We start from the raw sequence: 16,448 nt of genomic DNA, 5'->3' as shown, positions 1-16,448 counted from the left end.
AACATATATTTAACATCACTGACATAATGTAGTGGTTAAATCTATGCGCTTTTAAAAACAAGGACAATTTCATGAAGCGCTTTATAAAACCAATACTAACCGCGACTGTAGCTTCTACGCTCTCTTTCAACGTACTTTCGGCAGAGATCAAAAACGTTATTTTGATGATTGGCGATGGTATGGGCCCACAACAAGTTGGCCTGTTAGAAACGTACGCGAACCAAGCACCAAATTCGATTTATGAAGGGAAAACAACGGCGCTGTTCAAGTTAGCGCAAGAAGGGGTGATTGGCTCATCGTTGACCCACCCAGAAGACGCCATTGTAGTTGACTCAGCATGTTCAGCAACTATGCTTGCGACTGGAATATATACCTCTTCTGAAGTTATTGGTATTGACTCTCAAGGTCACCACATCGAGACCGTTCTCGAGAAAGCCAAAAAAGCAGGTAAAGCAACAGGCCTGATCTCAGATACTCGCCTAACCCACGCTACCCCTGCCGCATTCGCCGCTCACCAGCCCCATCGCTCGCTAGAAAATGACATTGCCTCAGACATGCTTGAAACCAGCGTTGATGTTATGCTTTCTGGCGGCTTACGCCATTGGATTCCAAAATCAACCAATGATAAAGGCGACACCTACAAGCAGCTTGAACAACTTACCCAAGGTGATGTGTACCTGAAATCAAAACGTAAAGACGAACGCAACCTGCTTGCTGAAGCACAACAACAGGGCTATAGCTTGGCATTCAACCGCTCGATGCTAGACAAAGCAAACGGCTCTAAGCTGCTCGGTCTATTTGCTTATTCAGGTATGGATGATGGTATCGCCTACAGCAACAAAAAAGCCGATCCAAAACGCAGTCAGCCAAGCCTAAAAGAGATGACAGATAAAGCGCTGAGCATCCTATCTCAGAACAAACAGGGCTTTTTCTTAATGGTGGAAGGCGGGCAAATTGACTGGGCTGGGCACAGTAATGATGCAGGTACTATGCTGCATGAAATGCTCAAGTTTGATGAAGCGGTTAACTCTGTTTATGAATGGGCTCAAGGTCGTGACGATACACTCATCATTGTAACAGCCGACCACGAAACAGGCTCTTTTGGTTTCAGCTACTCATCTCAAGATTTACCTAAACCTGAAAAACGTTCAGGTGAAGCTTTTGCCAACAGAGATTACGCACCAAACTTTAACTTCGGTTCCTTCGACGTGTTAGATGGTTTATATAATCAGAAACAAAGCTACTACGGCATGATCAGCTCTTTCCAAAAGCTAGACAAAGCCAAACAGACACCGGAAAGCCTCGCTCAGATAGTTAATCAAAATAGCGCCTTCCCAATCACGACAGAACAGGCCGCTAGGGTACTTGCGAGTAAACCAAACCCATATCGTTTAGCTCAACATAAATATCTGTCGACAGAACAGGTGCCTGCGATAAACGATTTTGATGCCTTCTTCCCATATAACGACCGAGGCAACCTACTTGCTCGTGAGCAAGCAACAGGTCAAAACATTGTGTGGGGTACAGGGACGCATACTCACACCCCAGTCAATGTGTTTGCATGGGGTCCTGCTGACAAAGTACTGCCTGTGTCTAAGATCATGCACCACTCAGAGCTGGGCGAGTTCATTAAATCTCAGGTGAACTAAGCCTTTAACGGCATTAAACAACCTCAATGGATGCCCGTGATCGGATATCCATTGAGGTAATTAATCATTGACGCTATAACGATAAAAAGACAAAAATGCAGGCTTTACCCACTTTAATGCGTTCACCATGTGCGAAATATTTTCCAACCAACCAAAAGAAAACTATCAAACCATTGCCCGCTCCATTCGAATTGATGGTCATGCGACAAGTATCAAACTGGAGGCTAGCTTCTGGCACATCTTAGAAGAGATCGCCGAGCAGCAGTCAATGACTTTGCCACGCTTTATCAGCTCTATCTACACAGAGGCGTTGGTATACAATGGAGAAATCAATAACTTCACTTCTTTACTAAGGTGCGCCTGCTTGATCTATCTGCGCCAACCAGCATCAGTTATGGATATTGTTAAGCTGCAACTCACTCAGGAGTAAGCTGAGCTTATTGTCGTACTCCAGTACTACCACACTATTTTTGAATCCCTTTACTCTACCCTCAAAGAAAATAAGGGTAGATGTATGACAAAACTTATTCACAGCATGATACGGGTGAGCAATCTGACCGAGTCAATCGAGTTTTACCGCACAGCGCTTCAACTAAACATAAAAGACCAGTTTGTCTTTGACAACTTCACGTTGACCTATTTAACCAACCCAACAACCGAGTTTGAGCTAGAGCTGACCTATAACCACTCTCAAACTGAGCCTTATACACATGGTACAGGGTATGGACATATTGCAGTCAGTGTAGAGGATATTGAATCAACTCACGCCTACCTGAGTGACAAGGGGATTCAAGCTTCGGACATAAAAGTGCTTGAACACCACTCGGCCCCTCTTGCTCGTTTCTTTTTTATCACCGATCCCGATGGATATAAGATCGAGTTTCTACAACGTCAAGGACGATACCTATAACATGACAAAAACAGAGCAAACACAATGATCAATTTAACAGCTAAATTTCACGCTAACACTGGCCAAGAGGCAACACTGGAAAAGTACTTGGTGTCAATGCTAGCCCCAACTCGCAGCGAGCCAGGCTGCCTGAAATACACACTACTACGTGACAAAGCCAATCCTAGTATATTTGTTTTTCAAGAACAGTTTGCAAGTCAGGCCGCTTTTGATGCTCACTGCGATCAGCCTTACTTCCATGATCTTCTACAAAAACTCGATGGCCTACTTATCGGAGAGCCAGAAATTTGTTTTTACGACGAGTTAGCTGAATCATAAAAAAGAGCGCCGATGATGGCGCTCTAATTTATTCTTTTTCTGGGGATTCTTTGACCATATGCAAATGCACGTCTTGCTGTGGGAAAGGAATCGAGATGCCCTCACGGTCAAACCTAAGCTTTACCTCTTTGGTCACATCCCAGTACACATCCCAGTAGTCATCCGTTTTAACCCAAGGTCGAACGATAAAATCTACCGAAGAAGTGTTAAGAGTATGAACGCGAATATTTGGCTCTGGGGTACGTAACACTGCCGCGTGAGCCATGACAATATCCGTGAGAATGCTTTCCGCCTTAAGCAAGTCATCGCTGTAGCCAATGCCAAATACCATATCAACGCGTCGTACTCGTTCATGAGTCACGTTTTTTATTACATCCCCCCAGATCTTGCCGTTAGGGATAATAATAATCTGATTATCGAACGTCTTAATCGTTGTGTTCACCAAGCTCATATGGCTGACTTTACCGTCTACGCCACCAGCGAAGACAAAGTCACCGACGTCAAAAGGTTTGTAGATTAGCAACATCATACCTGCAGCGAAGTTTGATAAGGTGTCTTGCAAGGCAAAACCAATGATCACCCCCGCAATACCAAAACCTGTCAACACCGGTGCAAGGTTCAAACCTATCTGCGACAAACCGACTAAAATACCGACCACCCAGACGATATTGCCCGACATGCCAATAAAAAAGTCCTGCATTAATTGCGACAGCTTGAGATTTTTTGATACCACCGTTTTGCTGACAATTTTACGCACAAGTTTTGCCAGCATTTTGGTGGCAATAATGATTAGAGCGAAGATAAACAGCTGAAACAAGTGCTGAGGTGCATTGTTTGCCACCCAATCCCACACATTATCCGACCAACTTGTTAAGATCGACCAAATCACCTTACCTTCAAACAAGTCTTGAGTAATGCTTCCTGTCACCTCAAACAACATGCGTTTATATTCTGAGGTATCAAGGTTTAGCTGGTCAGCGATGGAGATTAAGGAAGTCAAGCTATCAACGGCAATATTCATTCGTTGTTTAATCACCAACTGAGCAAGCTGTAGAGTTGCTGTTTCAGACTTCGGACTAACCGCAATCTGTTTTCCCACTACACTGACTTGCTGGCTAAAGTACTCTACAGTAGCCGACGTCAATCTAAGTCGCTTAGTGAGTAAATCTTTAAACTGTGACTCTTGGAGAGATTCGTCAACACCAAGCACTTTTAGCCACTGAATGTTTTCCCATCTCGACTCAATCACATTATCCAAATAGTGTTGAAGCTCTTGAAAATCATTAAGCAGTGAGAGCTTTTCTTCGTTTTTGGCAGAATCAATCTCGGCATTGAGGGCTTTAATTCGATCTTCAAGATAAGAAGCGGCTGCAGTTGAGTAGTTTTGCTGCATTTCAACTTGAGGTATTAGCTTTTCGGCAGAAATGGTTTGGCGGCTTACCGCACTCTGAAGAACAGATCTTAGCTCTTCATTTTTCTGAAACAACTTGAGTTGAATTGCATCTTGTTCATCACCACTACTCATTTCGAGAGTATCTGATAACTCTTTGATATCATTATTTATCTTCGTTATCAGTTGCTCTTGTTTCGAGATGGAAAGCGGCTCTTGTGAAGCATGTGTATAGCAGCTAATAATCGCAGCTAGTGAAATAAATAGCCCGACGGCCATCACTCTAACGTTTCGATAGGACAACAAGTCCATGATTCCCTCGCTCAGACAAACACAAGTCTTTGTTTCTTATATTGATACCCCTAATTGTACACCACTAAATTCAAAGGTTTGCATATTGAGTGGTAGTAGATAGCAAATACAAAAACAGCCGCCAATGGCGACTGTTTGTAACGAAAAGAAAACAAAAGGTATGGGATTAATAAATATATACCAACTTTATACTATATACTTTAGTCATAGACGGTTATCTAGTAAGATAATTTTACGCTCATCTCATCTAGAATCAAGCTTACTGCGTAGTTAGACAAGTGCGTCCCATTATTAAACAAAGGGCCATTTTTTTCATCTACTAACGGACATATATTATCCTTACATAAAATCTCTAATGGCTTTATTTTGTATAGTCCTTCTCTGTCTAAAAGAAGTGAATCCAACTTACTTTCTAGCTTCAAAATACTATCAATTTCTCGTTGAGGGGCATTTACCCTTTCAAACGTAATCTTCTGTAGAGTCTTATTTTGTGTCATCTTTTTCCTAACTAGAAGGAATCCATTCACATTTGTATTATACATGGGGTAAACAACAACAACACGATGACCCATATCAATTAATTTATTTATATTTCCTACAAAACTTACCCACGCCAATTGAGGATCTGCTTTCATCCCTTGAGAAAGCCTATTTTTTTGTTTTTCGTAAACATTATCTTGTTCTCTAACCTTAACTTCTGAAAACAAAAAATAAGGCGCATTAATAAAAAATGTCTTAGGTCGATTCATTTTTTTTATAACTTGCCACCTTTTTTCATTAATAATCGGGCATATTGGAGTAGATTCCATCCATAAGTCAGTCGAAAAGAAAGGGCAAGAATAATAGGTCAAAGAAACTAACCCTTTGCCAATCTGATCTAAACGCTGTTGGAGTTCATATTCAAACATCCCAACATAGCTACTGCCTAGGGTTACCCATGACTCATCCCCGAACCTACAAGCTTTAGATGGCTCACGTAAAATACACGGTTCATGGGGTTTCCCTAAAGGATACCACTCTCCAATTTCTTTTCCTTTCAGCCTTGTTTCTTCTGTTTGCTTAAAGTTCTCAAACAGCAACCTATTTTCTGGGGGTATTCGTTCAGGGTAACCGTCATTCTTTTCTACCAATAAGCAAAAAGTACAAAGTAGCACAACAGTTACAATCATTAAGCACCACTGCCAAAGAGCCCACCTTCTCTTTCGAAAAGGCCTCTCGACTCCAAAATAGAGTGCTGTTGCAAATACCATTGAAACAAATAGCATTAATATAAATTGTTCATTTCTAAACTCTTCATATTTTAAAAAACGAAACATCACAAACAGCGGTTGATGAATCAAATACAAGGAATATGATATTAGTCCAATTCCAACAATGGGCTTCCAAGATAAAAAATCACTATATAACTCACCTTCGTTCGAAAATAAAATAAAAAGCCCAGCTCCTAACACAGGTAACAATGTCACAAATGAAGGGTGTATAGAGGTGTCACTTACAAAGAAAAAGCTATAAAATATAATATACAACCCTATTACTGGAAGTATTTTCGATGCAAAATTCACAATTGGATTTCGCATATTATTTAGCATTAAATCTCTTTTAAAAAACACCAATACAGCACCAAACAACAACTCCCAAGCTCGTGATGCAAGTGAATAAAAAGCCATATCTGGATATTTAGGTGCTAATACTACCGAATATTGGAAAGATAAAAGAGCGGATGATAGAATAAAGCCAAATAAATATTTTCTGAAATATCGACATACAAACCACATAAACAAAGGAAAAATAATGTAAAATTGCCATTCAACAGATAAACTCCATGTATGTAAAAGTGGTTTATAGAGGCTAGAATCCGCAATGTAACTGTCTTCTCCTAGAAAAAATAAATTCGAACCAAAATAGATTGCAGATTTCAAAGATTTCGAGTATGACAATAGGTCATTTGGCAAGAATATAAAAAATGAAATCAAGCTAGTAAAAAGCAAGACCACTAAAAACACAGGAACAATACGCTTAAATCTTCTCCAATAAAAATCCATTATTTTAAATTTATCAGAATTTATTTCACTCAAAATAATGGAAGTAATTAAATACCCCGATAATACAAAGAAAACATCAACTCCAAGAAAGCCACCTTGGAACATTTCCATTCCATTAATTTCAATTCCAGCGTGATAAGTAATCACAGCAAAAACGGAAAGAGCCCTCAACCCATCAAGTTCTTTTCTGTATGCTAGTTTGAAGTTATTATCCATGCTTATATTTATTTTTTCTAAACCTTAAACAAGTAATTATATGGATAGTAAAACAAATAGTCTATAATTAATGTATTCAATCTAAGATGAGGCTGCAATTTTGCCTGTTAACTCGAGGGGCGACAACTCATGCGTTTAAGGACAATTATATTGCCCATCTTCTTAGCAGCCTGTGGTACAGAACAGAGCAGCATTAACCAGTCAAGTCAATGGCTTGCAACTACCAGTGTAGTTGGCAACTCAACTATAACATCAATTACAGGTTTTCAAGGCCCATATGGTCTTCTCGTTTCACATGACTTTAAACTATATGTACCTGATATTGTCGAAGCCAGAGTAGTAAGATTTTCTAGTGAGTTAGCTTTTGAAAAATGGCTTGGTTATTCTTCTGAAACCAATACATCTGGATGGTTTGATGAAGATCTATCCCCTAGCGTCGATAGCCTAGAAGCTCCCATTGGCGCTCATTCTATTTCATTTAGTTCTCACGGATATATAGTAGTGTCTGCATATTATAATCTATCAGTACATATCTATGACGATAGTGGGAATTTTGTTCAGTTCCTAAATAGCTCCCCTAATGATTCATCTCTAAAGTTTAAAGGGCCAGCAAACGCTTACGTAGACCCAACTGGAAATATTTGGGTTTCTGACTATGGCTCGCATAGAGTATTTAAGTTTGATTCAAACTATAACTTCATTGGTTGGTTAGGCGCGACGTCATCCGGACCTACAAATGGATTTGCACAATCCGGGGAACCAGTGAGCAGTAGTGCCCTTGGAGGGTTTAACAAACCTCACATGGTTAAAGTCGATAAAAATGGTTTCGTTTATGTGGTAGAGGTAGGAAACAATCGAATACAAAAATTTGACCAAAATGGGCAGCCACTTGGATGGATTGGAGCAAAAAAAAACGGAGGAACGACCCTTAAATTTGAAGTAGGAGGAGAAGCTGTACCGACATCTTTACCTGGCGGTTTCGATAAGCCTGCCTCGATCTTCATCCATAATAACCAGTCTATTATTGTTGCAGACTTCGGGAACAATCGAATTCAAAAATTCAACTTAGATGGAACATATGTTGGATGGCTTGGGGCAAGTAAAAGTAACATTTATGTCAACTGGAGCAATACGGGTGAGTCTGCGATTCGAGGGACTTCCATAGGTCATTTAAGTTCCCCATTTGACGCAATTATTGCCAACGAAAGACTTTTTATAGCTGATGGACTTAACAAGAGAATAAAAATATATCCTATTAGCTACTAACATTACTTTCTTGGTTCATCGCAGATTAGCGGGATTAAAAAAACAGTGATAAGTTATACGGTTTAGTCGCCTATCTGCTTTGTTGCTTAAATTTGTGGAACTAAATCAATAAGCTATGATCTAATCAGCTACACTCATTAATCGTTGCAATCTCATGCTAAACTACGTCACAAACAAAGAATTGGAAACAATTGAATCAAGTGCTAATCAACCGATAGTCTCTAACTTTTCGGACCTATGAAGAAGCGAAAAGTGAATGGAAGCAAACAAGTATGGGCAAGCCTCGTGTTTTCGGTGATTTAGCCATCACAACCACTCTGCTAGTGAAGCGGCATCTTTTTTATCAATACACCGTTATTGTTACTACGGCACTCACTAATTAGCTTCTAATTGCAACCTTTAGACAACAATGTTTTTATACGTGTAGTCTTTAATCGTTGAGATTTGTACGTATTATAAACTAAGCATAAATGACTGACCTTTCCCCGAGATTAATACCACCACCTCGATGAAGTTTCCCATGTTTACGCCGCTTGATTGGCATAATCAATTGGCGACATATAATTTAGAGAGCTATGTGGTCGAATATGGTTGTAGTGCACTCTCCATAGTTTTATTTCGTACCTTGCTTCATCCAGAGTGCGGAACCAATGCTGATTGAGGCACTCATTTCTGAACTTGCCGTTTAAACTTTCCACGAACGCGTTTTGAGTCGGCTTTACTGGTGAATTCCGTTCCGTTGTCGCAAACAATGTGGTTAGGCTTATCACGCACTTCAATCAGTTGAGTCAAAAAGCGAGCGACTTGCTGTCCACTGATTGATACAGATACAAGTTGCCCGACGACTTCTCGTGAATAGTCATCAATGACATTGAGAATGAGAAAGCGTCTTCCACTGCTCAGTTGGTCGGAGACAAAGTCCATCGACCAACGTTGGTTCAATCTGCTTGGAACATCCATGACCAATCGAGGACGCTGTAGCTTTTTCCGTTTCTTCGTCCTGACTTGCAGCCCTTCTTCTGTGTAAAGGCGATACGTATGCTTCTTGTTCACAACCAAGCCCTCAGCCTTTAGTAAGCTATGGAGCATCAAGTAACCGTAGCGAGAGTATTGCGCCGCGAGTTCTTTCAAGCGCCCACGTACGTCTATGTCTGACGCGGCTTTAGGATGGTATCGAAACGCCGTTTGACTCAAACATGCAAGCTTACAGGCCGCTCTTTCGCTTAACTGGTGAGTATCAATTAGGTGGCGGACAATGAGCTTTCGAGAAGATGGCGTTACCACTTTTTTGAGACGACGTCCTTCATCGCTTCAACTTCAAGTAACTTCTCGGCGAGCAGTTTCTTGAGCTTGTTGTTCTCAGACTCAAGCTCTCTTAAGCGTTTCGTTTCGTTGATTTCCAAGTCTGCATACTTGCTACGCCAATTGTAAAACGTGCCCGATGATACCCGTATGTCACGACAAATGTCGTCTACCTTAGCACCAGCTTCGCGCTGCTTTATCGCTTTAATGATCTGTTCTTCCGTGTATCGTTTTTTCATTTAGAGATCTCCATTATTTCTAGTGTATTAGAAATCTCATCGAAGTCATGGTGCTAATTCAGGGGGAAAGGTCATGACCAACCGTAGAATTAAACCTTATAGTAGATCATAGGCTGCATTCCAATCTTATGAAGGTAAGTTTAAAATATGGTCTTCCCAATCCACAACATCAATTTCGTACACCACTTTGTTGCGGACACTTTCGCCAGCGGCATGCATGGCTGACTTTGAGCCTGTAATGAGTGGATGCCACTCTGGCAGTGGCTGCTTTTCCGCAAGTAAGCGGTAAGCACAGGTATGCGGGAGCCACGTGAAATCATCGATATCATCACGGGTGAGCTTGGTGCACTCCTCACCAGAAGTGAAACGGTTTGGGTAGTCTTTACACGAGCATGTTTTGCTGTTTAACCAACTACACGCAACGTTGGTATAGTAGATTTCATCGCTGTCTTCATCCATTAGTTTGTGTAGACAGCATTTACCACAACCATCACATAGAGATTCCCACTCTACTTCGGTCATCTCTTCGAGAGCTTTTTGCTGCCAAAACTGCGTCATGTGGTAACCCCAAGTGTTCAAATGTCATTGTGGAAAAAGGAAAGCCGAATTTATATAGATCCTTTGTCCAAAGTGCAAGTGATTCTGTTGGGGGGGGAGTAATATCAAGTACTCTTGTTAGATGCACATCTTCTAACTTAGATAAATCTATCCGAGCATCTAACCATTTCACACTGTTTTGTACTAATTGCTTTGCGATGCCGATTACTGGATACATCGGAAATTGTTTTTCAAATCGCCACCATTGCACCAATATAACCGCGAACCTAAAAGTGAACGAAATTGATTCAAAGGCCATTAGAGGAAAGAAGGTCAATCTCTTCCTCTATGAGCAGGATATAGATTAAGACTCTACAAACTGAAGACCCATAACCCAATCAGACACTTTGACACAGTTAAGCGTATCTACGTTGTGTCTCTTAAACACTTTCACTACTTTCTCATGCATCATAATATGAGGGGTACTGCTGAATTTAGGCATAAAAACCAAGCGCTCTTCTTCTGGCACTTCATCTAACTTTTCATCACTCAAACAGTATTGTTGAATTTTTTGCCCCTCTCTATTGGGATTTCTTTTTCTTATGGCACATTTATCCATGTCCAACACATCCATTTTTTCAAATACGTTGAATACCCAGTAATCGTCATGGCTCTTACCATGATCATCCACAATCACTGCGGGATAAGTTTGACAATATTCATTGTCAATATTGCCAAGTGACTGCTTAATAGCATCGGAAAACACAGGATAAGTTGAATCTAAGTGTGCCTGTTTAATTGGCCTTGAGGCCCCTCTCGCCAAATCTTCATCGCGATAGCAATTTTCAAAAAACATTGGCTCACCACCACTTAGCTTAGTGTATTCATAGTCCCTCATGGATGAATGTTTTTGAGGTTTTAGATACAAAGTATTTTCATCATAATCTTTAAAAACAATATAGTATTGATCGTTATATTGGCTCATTGTCCTACCTTTGGTATCCATCTCGGCTAAGGGTGCATGGTCGAGAGGATGTAGTCGTTAAGACTCAACAAACTGAAGACCTATCACCCAATCAGACACTTTGACAAAATCGTATTTCATTATACGAGACACATATCCAAATGTTAAAATATCTCTTATCAAGTTCCATAATATTAGCTATTAATATTCAATGTAGATATATTTACAATTGATTCGATGAAAATCTTCACACTAAGTATAGAACAAGGATTTATTGCAATTAAGTACCTCAAGCATACTCGGGCACTTAATTTCACAGAGCACTCAAGCGTTGATATAAAAACAGCTTGCAATGTAATTTTTAATTATCTTCAGGTTTTTGAATTAAAACAACAAATTAATCTATTAAAACTCATCACCAAATTCATATTCACTGACTTTATAAAATTTCACACCTTCAACTGATAGTTTTCTAAATATTCTTACAATTTTCTCATGAACAAAAACAGGTTCAGTGCTTGTATTTGACATTTTAAATATTAGTCTTTCTTCTTCTGGGATTGATGAAAGCAATTCAAAATTAAGTGAATATTTTAATACCGAGCCGCTCATTGATAGACCATCAACACTCTCGGAAATAGTTTTAATATCAGATTTACTTTCATCTAAAGCATCAAGCATATCATAGGTGTTAAGAACCCAAAAATCATCTCTTACTCCTTTGTCTTCTCCAACAATAATTGCAGGAAAGAATTGAGAGCCATATAGACCAAAGTCTATTTTCTCCTTAAGATCTGTATTCACAAGAAATGAAGGCCCATCGTAAAGAAAAATATAAGACGATTTAAAGTCTCCAACATCACTGATTTCTGCGTGAAACTTTAAAGGCTTAGTTCCTAGTACTAACTCATCATAATCGTAGTCAAAATTTGATGAAGACTCGGATGGATATGCTGCATTCTCTTCGAAGGAGTAGTCCTGTTCAATAATATAGTATTCATCATTATAATTTTTCATTACCTACCTCGTTTAAGTGTATAGCCTGTTGACGGAAACGAATTGTACTCTGAATGAACACGATCGCAAGTACACGGGATATTCAGTTTAATTTTATTTGCTAAACTACCAACTTTTTTTCACCCAAACACCCAACCGCACCTGATTCAAAAGCTTTAAAAACCCTCGTCAATGGTAATCTAAAGTCAGATATATCATCTAATATAACTTGACTATGTAGATTTAAATACGCTTGTACTTTTTGTATATCATTCGTTTTACATTTTGTTTTTATTTCTTTGACGGCTGGCTTTAGCATTTTTTTCACATAAGTGTGATAAGACATTGGGTGAACCTTGTCATTGTCGTTATCCTCAATAGGAGTAGTATGATTACCTCTGTGAAGCTGCACTTTCAAATGGCATGCGCCATCTAATGTTGATGGCAATGCAACCAAATTCCCCGCTAAATTTATATCATAACCATATGCTTCTAGAATGTTTTTCTTTCCAGATTTAGTCACACCATTTTTCGAGACTAGGTGGTGAACTTGCATTTTAAACCCATGATTTATTGGATGCGACAAATCATTTTTTATGCGATTCAGAATATTTTTTCTATATCCCATCTTTTAAACCCTAAATATAATCTAACTCACCCCGTTTATAACGAGGCGTTTTATGTTGGTTGGAATGACAAAGCCTACAGCTTGCATCTCGTTTCACCGCTTTCTTTTTCGCAGTCATAGTTGTAACGGGCTTGCCTTTGAATTTCCCAAGTGGGCGTTTAACCAGTTTTTCCGCTAGCTCCTGATAATCAGACAGTACATCAATCAAGCTTTCCACAGCCTTAATAAATGAATCCAATGCCTTAGCCGCATTTCTTATTCCCTTGACCTTCTTAGCACCTCCCGCAAAACGTGCTACCAGTGTCGCAATACGAGCCGCTGCTCCTGTGCCTAACGTACAAATGGCCAGCACAACGGTGAGAATCAGTTCAAGGATCAAATATGTGCCCGCTTTACCGCCGTAGTAGAAATAGAAGTTAGGTGGAATAGCCTCAAGCATTAAAGATAGATAAGTCACATAGGTCAGAATCGTGTCGTGGTCTTCTATGATCGCCATTGCGTTAGGGAACTGTTCGTGGCTCTTTATTTCCTGTGCCCAATCAGGGTCAAGCTCCATCAGCACCGTATCAACAAAGGTTTCGACCGCATCAACATCACCATTAGAGATTTTCTGCGGCAGCTCTAGAATCGTCTGTCGATGCTTAGCAATACACTCTAGCTTTCGCACCACATCTTGACTTTCCGCGTACAGCTTACTCACATCTTCAATCGCTTCATCGACAGATTCAAAAACACTATCTTGGAATGAGTCAAACTCTCTTCCTAATGTTTCCAATACCCAAGTCGGATTTTTCAGTTGCCCCTTCTCGTTAAGCATTGCCTTGGTGATGGAATTGAACTTATCGACTGAATAAATCGCCAATTTATCGACAGCAGAAGAAGATAAATCTGAAATAGTGTCCGCAGCGTCTCCCCAAAAACTAGGAGACAACATATCAACTATATCAGCGCCCCACGCTTGGGCACCGTCAATCACACCATCACCTAAAGTCCAGTAACCCTCTTCATCCCACTGTTGTTGGAACCCTTTCATGTCCTCAATAAGTGCGTTGTATGTACCATCAAGTGTTGCCTCAACGCTGTCTTGGATATTGACGATTTGCTCCTCAATACCTGGTTCACCAACGAACTCTGCTGTTACGATATCTGTGTTAGGCTTTAATGTGTCAAATACCGCTACACCACCTTCAACTTGATTTGTTTCGACAGCCAAATCTATGGTTTCAGATTCTGTGCTATTCAAGGGTAGAGCATTGAGTGATGCGTTCTCTTCATGCACCACTGAGTTAGCGGTTATTTTGAGGTTTTGAGCATAGATAGGTGTCTGCCACCGATCGGAGTATATTGCACGGACTTTGACCCATTTCTGCTCCTCTAAATCTATTTTCTGTATCGCATTAACCACAACTTCAATAGCCCCTGCTTCCGCAGAGTAAACATGATCAGGCGCTTGAATGACCGAGACAGCCGATACATCACTCATAAGTTGGCTAGCTTTCTTCTCCATACGCTTGAAAGCTTGACTGAGATTATCGGGCAGTTTTTTAGCATAAGTATCAATGGTACTTACATGCTTTTCATAGATATCAGAAGACAAGTAAACGTAATTCAACCGACTGGCTTCAGACTTTAGAGACTCAACACGCCCTTTTATCTTGCTTAACAGCCCATCAATCTCTGAATTGAGGCTTTTCTTAGCTTTGTCCCAAGGATAATTATTGATAAAAGTCTGAGGATTACCTTTACCTCGAGCACGCATGTAAGCCAGCATACGGTCTGCCGTTTCATGCTTGGGTAAACGGAATAATACGGAGAGAATTTCCCCTTCTTCCATCACCATTGGTAAGCCATTCACCAGTACACTGTCAAAGCTGACTTCAGATAGGCTATCAATCCCCGCGATTAACGATTCTGCCAATACGCTGAACTGAAAATCAGGGTGTCTAAATTCGAAGTGAGCTTTCGTTTCCTCTTTCACAATATCGGCGAAATATCGGTCTGCAGTGAGACTAGGCCCCATGGTCCCCCAACCTTCTACTGGAGGGGCAATGCGGTTTGGGTGCCAAAAGGTTTGCTGCCCCTGAGCAGACCTATCAAAAAAGTCATAATCATTGTAATCCGGCAGGTGGTGCGGGTTGGTAATGCGAACAGGAGTCGTGACAAAATCATCCGCACTTTCCTTAGCTAGAATTTTGATTTGACCGGGTTTTAAGCCTGACACATTGCTTTTGCCAGAATCATCAATATGACCGGAAGAAAGCACCCCGCCGGAGACGTCGGTAATGTCAAAGTCTGCGTTCTTAAGAAGCACGCCATCAGGATAACGGCATTCAATATCAACCGTATAAGTCCCTTCAGCTTCTTCCGTCACAGTCACAGATGGGTTCTGGGCGCCACCTAAACACATGGTGTTGGCTTTGTTCATGGTCATTTGATCGGAAAGGCGACACACGCCCTTGCCTTCAAATTTAACGGTCGGTGAAGCGGAGATAAATTCGGCTTCTGCTTCTATCGTTCCTGAAGATACGCCTTTTTTGTCTTCTAAAGTTATTAAATCTGATAAAGAAAAAGCGCCTTTCGGCGCTCTTTATACATCTCTAACCCATACATCTTTGACGTGTTTTTTGAGTAGCTCAATCACGCTTTCGTGTATAAATACCAAGCCATAGTCTTCTTCTAGCTTAAATATTAAACGCTCTTCAAGAGGCACATGCTCTAGCTTGGAGAAATCAAACTCTGTAGAATCAACATCTAACCAGTTCAACTTACCGTATTGTTTTTCTTTGTCCGTCAACTTATAGGTTTGATGGATGTACGGCATTCGATAATCTTCGTAAACCTTGATTTGGTCATCTGAAGGCTGGCTAGGAGAGCAATCGACACGAGCATCTAGCCACTCCACACCGTGCTGCACTAGCTGCTCTACCTTCGAGGCAATATCCCCAATAATAAAAAGCTTTGGTGAGAAAGTCATTTCCAGTAGTAAGTCTGGCTCAACTGGTACAATCGGTTTTGGAGTTTGTTTGAAAGGAAAGCTAGTTAGATTCCTCTTTGTTAGAACACTGTATTCTTGTCTCATGAATCTACCTTTATTTAAAATTTAGGAGCTATATCATTGGTGCTAATCTTAGCTTTTCTTAAAACATCAAATTCAGAGGATGAATCCAATACATCAAACAACTCCTCACAGAAAAACAATGCCGTTTCAGCTCCTTTAACCCTGAAGGCTATTCTCTTATCCATAGGGATACTACGAAGTTTCTCTTCTGAAAAGTAAAGTTCGTGTACGATTTTCTTCCCACTCCGAGGGGAGATTTCAATATCAGATTTATTTTCATCTAGCACGTCAATAATATTATTTACAGCAACTAAATACCTTCCTTCTAACTGTCCGTCATCAAGTTTTAGCTTAGAGGGATAAACCTCAACTCCATAAGGGTCAAAACTCATCAGTTTAGACGCAAATCCCGAGCTTACGGATAAATCACCACAATCAACAATTGGGCCAACATTTTTTATGCTCCCGCTTTCTGACTCTTGCCATACGATAGAGTTTTCTGAAGACGTAGGATGAAAAATATTAGTGCTATACAGCGATTCTCTATTGTCTACCGATGTAAAATTAACACTAGATGTAAAATAATTTTCTGTTATCAAGGATAAATACATATAAATGTTC

General features: G+C 40.3%; 13 protein-coding genes and 3 pseudogenes. 6 read left to right on the top strand and 10 right to left on the bottom strand.

Going from position 1 to position 16,448, the window contains the following annotated elements:
• Nucleotides 1-71: 71 nt before the first annotated feature.
• From ZX61_RS22330 to ZX61_RS22315, 4 genes are all read left to right on the top strand, one after another.
• Nucleotides 72-1,649, top strand: a complete 1,578-nt coding sequence (locus tag ZX61_RS22330) for an alkaline phosphatase (protein WP_049846779.1) — start codon at nt 72-74, stop codon at nt 1,647-1,649.
• Nucleotides 1,650-1,776: 127 nt separating this feature from the next.
• The gene (locus ZX61_RS22325) at nt 1,777-2,079 is read left to right on the top strand and encodes a ribbon-helix-helix domain-containing protein (protein WP_049846778.1); all 303 of its coding nucleotides are present in this window, start codon (nt 1,777-1,779) and stop codon (nt 2,077-2,079) included.
• Between the two features lie 84 nt (nt 2,080-2,163).
• Complete coding sequence (locus ZX61_RS22320; RefSeq protein WP_049846777.1) at nt 2,164-2,559, top strand: VOC family protein; 396 nt, start codon at nt 2,164-2,166, stop codon at nt 2,557-2,559.
• 24 nt (nt 2,560-2,583) lie between these two features.
• Nucleotides 2,584-2,877, top strand: a complete 294-nt coding sequence (locus ZX61_RS22315; protein WP_049846776.1) for a putative quinol monooxygenase — start codon at nt 2,584-2,586, stop codon at nt 2,875-2,877.
• A gap of 28 nt (nt 2,878-2,905) precedes the next feature.
• Here ZX61_RS22315 and ZX61_RS22310 read toward each other — a convergent pair whose 3' ends face one another.
• Nucleotides 2,906-4,579, bottom strand: coding sequence for a mechanosensitive ion channel family protein (locus ZX61_RS22310; RefSeq protein ID WP_049846775.1), 1,674 nt, complete (start codon nt 4,577-4,579; stop codon nt 2,906-2,908).
• Nucleotides 4,580-4,797: 218 nt separating this feature from the next.
• Nucleotides 4,798-6,837, bottom strand: coding sequence for an acyltransferase family protein (locus ZX61_RS22305; RefSeq protein ID WP_049846774.1), 2,040 nt, complete (start codon nt 6,835-6,837; stop codon nt 4,798-4,800).
• Between the two features lie 129 nt (nt 6,838-6,966).
• On the opposite strand from ZX61_RS22305, the gene ZX61_RS22300 reads away from it, so the two are divergent.
• Nucleotides 6,967-8,103: an NHL repeat-containing protein gene (locus ZX61_RS22300; RefSeq protein ID WP_082173534.1), complete on the top strand. Its 1,137-nt coding sequence runs from the start codon at nt 6,967-6,969 to the stop codon at nt 8,101-8,103.
• Nucleotides 8,104-8,294: 191 nt separating this feature from the next.
• Nucleotides 8,295-8,435, top strand: a pseudogene (locus tag ZX61_RS24615) (IS5/IS1182 family transposase); the annotation flags it as partial.
• Between the two features lie 192 nt (nt 8,436-8,627).
• Here the strand turns inward: ZX61_RS24615 and ZX61_RS22295 are convergent.
• The 8 genes and pseudogenes from ZX61_RS22295 to ZX61_RS22255 form a co-directional block, all read right to left on the bottom strand.
• A pseudogene (locus tag ZX61_RS22295) lies at nt 8,628-9,644 on the bottom strand (IS3 family transposase).
• Nucleotides 9,645-9,770: 126 nt separating this feature from the next.
• The gene (locus ZX61_RS22285; RefSeq protein WP_049846771.1) at nt 9,771-10,202 is read right to left on the bottom strand and encodes a YcgN family cysteine cluster protein; all 432 of its coding nucleotides are present in this window, start codon (nt 10,200-10,202) and stop codon (nt 9,771-9,773) included.
• 343 nt (nt 10,203-10,545) lie between these two features.
• Complete coding sequence (locus ZX61_RS22280; RefSeq protein WP_049846770.1) at nt 10,546-11,166, bottom strand: imm11 family protein; 621 nt, start codon at nt 11,164-11,166, stop codon at nt 10,546-10,548.
• A 384-nt stretch (nt 11,167-11,550) separates the two neighbouring features.
• Nucleotides 11,551-12,162: an imm11 family protein gene (locus ZX61_RS22275; protein ID WP_049846769.1), complete on the bottom strand. Its 612-nt coding sequence runs from the start codon at nt 12,160-12,162 to the stop codon at nt 11,551-11,553.
• A 100-nt stretch (nt 12,163-12,262) separates the two neighbouring features.
• A complete protein-coding gene (locus tag ZX61_RS23875; RefSeq protein WP_235431372.1) occupies nt 12,263-12,769 on the bottom strand; it encodes an AHH domain-containing protein in 507 nt (168 codons plus the stop codon).
• Nucleotides 12,770-12,779: 10 nt separating this feature from the next.
• A pseudogene (locus ZX61_RS22265) lies at nt 12,780-15,308 on the bottom strand (PAAR-like domain-containing protein); the annotation flags it as partial.
• A gap of 48 nt (nt 15,309-15,356) precedes the next feature.
• Nucleotides 15,357-15,848: a hypothetical protein gene (locus ZX61_RS22260; RefSeq protein WP_049846768.1), complete on the bottom strand. Its 492-nt coding sequence runs from the start codon at nt 15,846-15,848 to the stop codon at nt 15,357-15,359.
• A 14-nt stretch (nt 15,849-15,862) separates the two neighbouring features.
• On the bottom strand, nt 15,863-16,438 hold the full coding sequence (locus ZX61_RS22255) for an imm11 family protein (protein WP_049846767.1): 576 nt from the start codon (nt 16,436-16,438) through the stop codon (nt 15,863-15,865).
• Nucleotides 16,439-16,448: the final 10 nt, after the last annotated feature.

The organism is Vibrio sp. VPAP30, from assembly GCF_001188205.1.
Taxonomy (GTDB): Bacteria; Pseudomonadota; Gammaproteobacteria; order Enterobacterales; family Vibrionaceae; genus Vibrio; species Vibrio bivalvicida.
The sequence above is the reverse complement of the archived record's forward strand: the minus strand, read 5'-3'. Positions and strand labels throughout refer to the sequence as shown.

Excerpts from the sequence above, each read along its gene's own strand:
- ZX61_RS22330 (WP_049846779.1), top strand. The coding sequence starts at position 72 with ATGAAGCGCTTTATAAAACCAATACTAACCGCGACTGTAGCTTCTACG.
- ZX61_RS22325 (WP_049846778.1), top strand. The coding sequence starts at position 1,777 with ATGTGCGAAATATTTTCCAACCAACCAAAAGAAAACTATCAAACCATT.
- ZX61_RS22320 (WP_049846777.1), top strand. The coding sequence starts at position 2,164 with ATGACAAAACTTATTCACAGCATGATACGGGTGAGCAATCTGACCGAG.
- ZX61_RS22315 (WP_049846776.1), top strand. The coding sequence starts at position 2,584 with ATGATCAATTTAACAGCTAAATTTCACGCTAACACTGGCCAAGAGGCA.
- ZX61_RS22310 (WP_049846775.1), bottom strand. The coding sequence starts at position 4,579 with ATGGACTTGTTGTCCTATCGAAACGTTAGAGTGATGGCCGTCGGGCTA.
- ZX61_RS22305 (WP_049846774.1), bottom strand. The coding sequence starts at position 6,837 with ATGGATAATAACTTCAAACTAGCATACAGAAAAGAACTTGATGGGTTG.
- ZX61_RS22300 (WP_082173534.1), top strand. The coding sequence starts at position 6,967 with ATGCGTTTAAGGACAATTATATTGCCCATCTTCTTAGCAGCCTGTGGT.
- ZX61_RS22285 (WP_049846771.1), bottom strand. The coding sequence starts at position 10,202 with ATGACGCAGTTTTGGCAGCAAAAAGCTCTCGAAGAGATGACCGAAGTA.
- ZX61_RS22280 (WP_049846770.1), bottom strand. The coding sequence starts at position 11,166 with ATGAGCCAATATAACGATCAATACTATATTGTTTTTAAAGATTATGAT.
- ZX61_RS22275 (WP_049846769.1), bottom strand. The coding sequence starts at position 12,162 with ATGAAAAATTATAATGATGAATACTATATTATTGAACAGGACTACTCC.
- ZX61_RS23875 (WP_235431372.1), bottom strand. The coding sequence starts at position 12,769 with ATGGGATATAGAAAAAATATTCTGAATCGCATAAAAAATGATTTGTCG.
- ZX61_RS22260 (WP_049846768.1), bottom strand. The coding sequence starts at position 15,848 with ATGAGACAAGAATACAGTGTTCTAACAAAGAGGAATCTAACTAGCTTT.
- ZX61_RS22255 (WP_049846767.1), bottom strand. The coding sequence starts at position 16,438 with ATGTATTTATCCTTGATAACAGAAAATTATTTTACATCTAGTGTTAAT.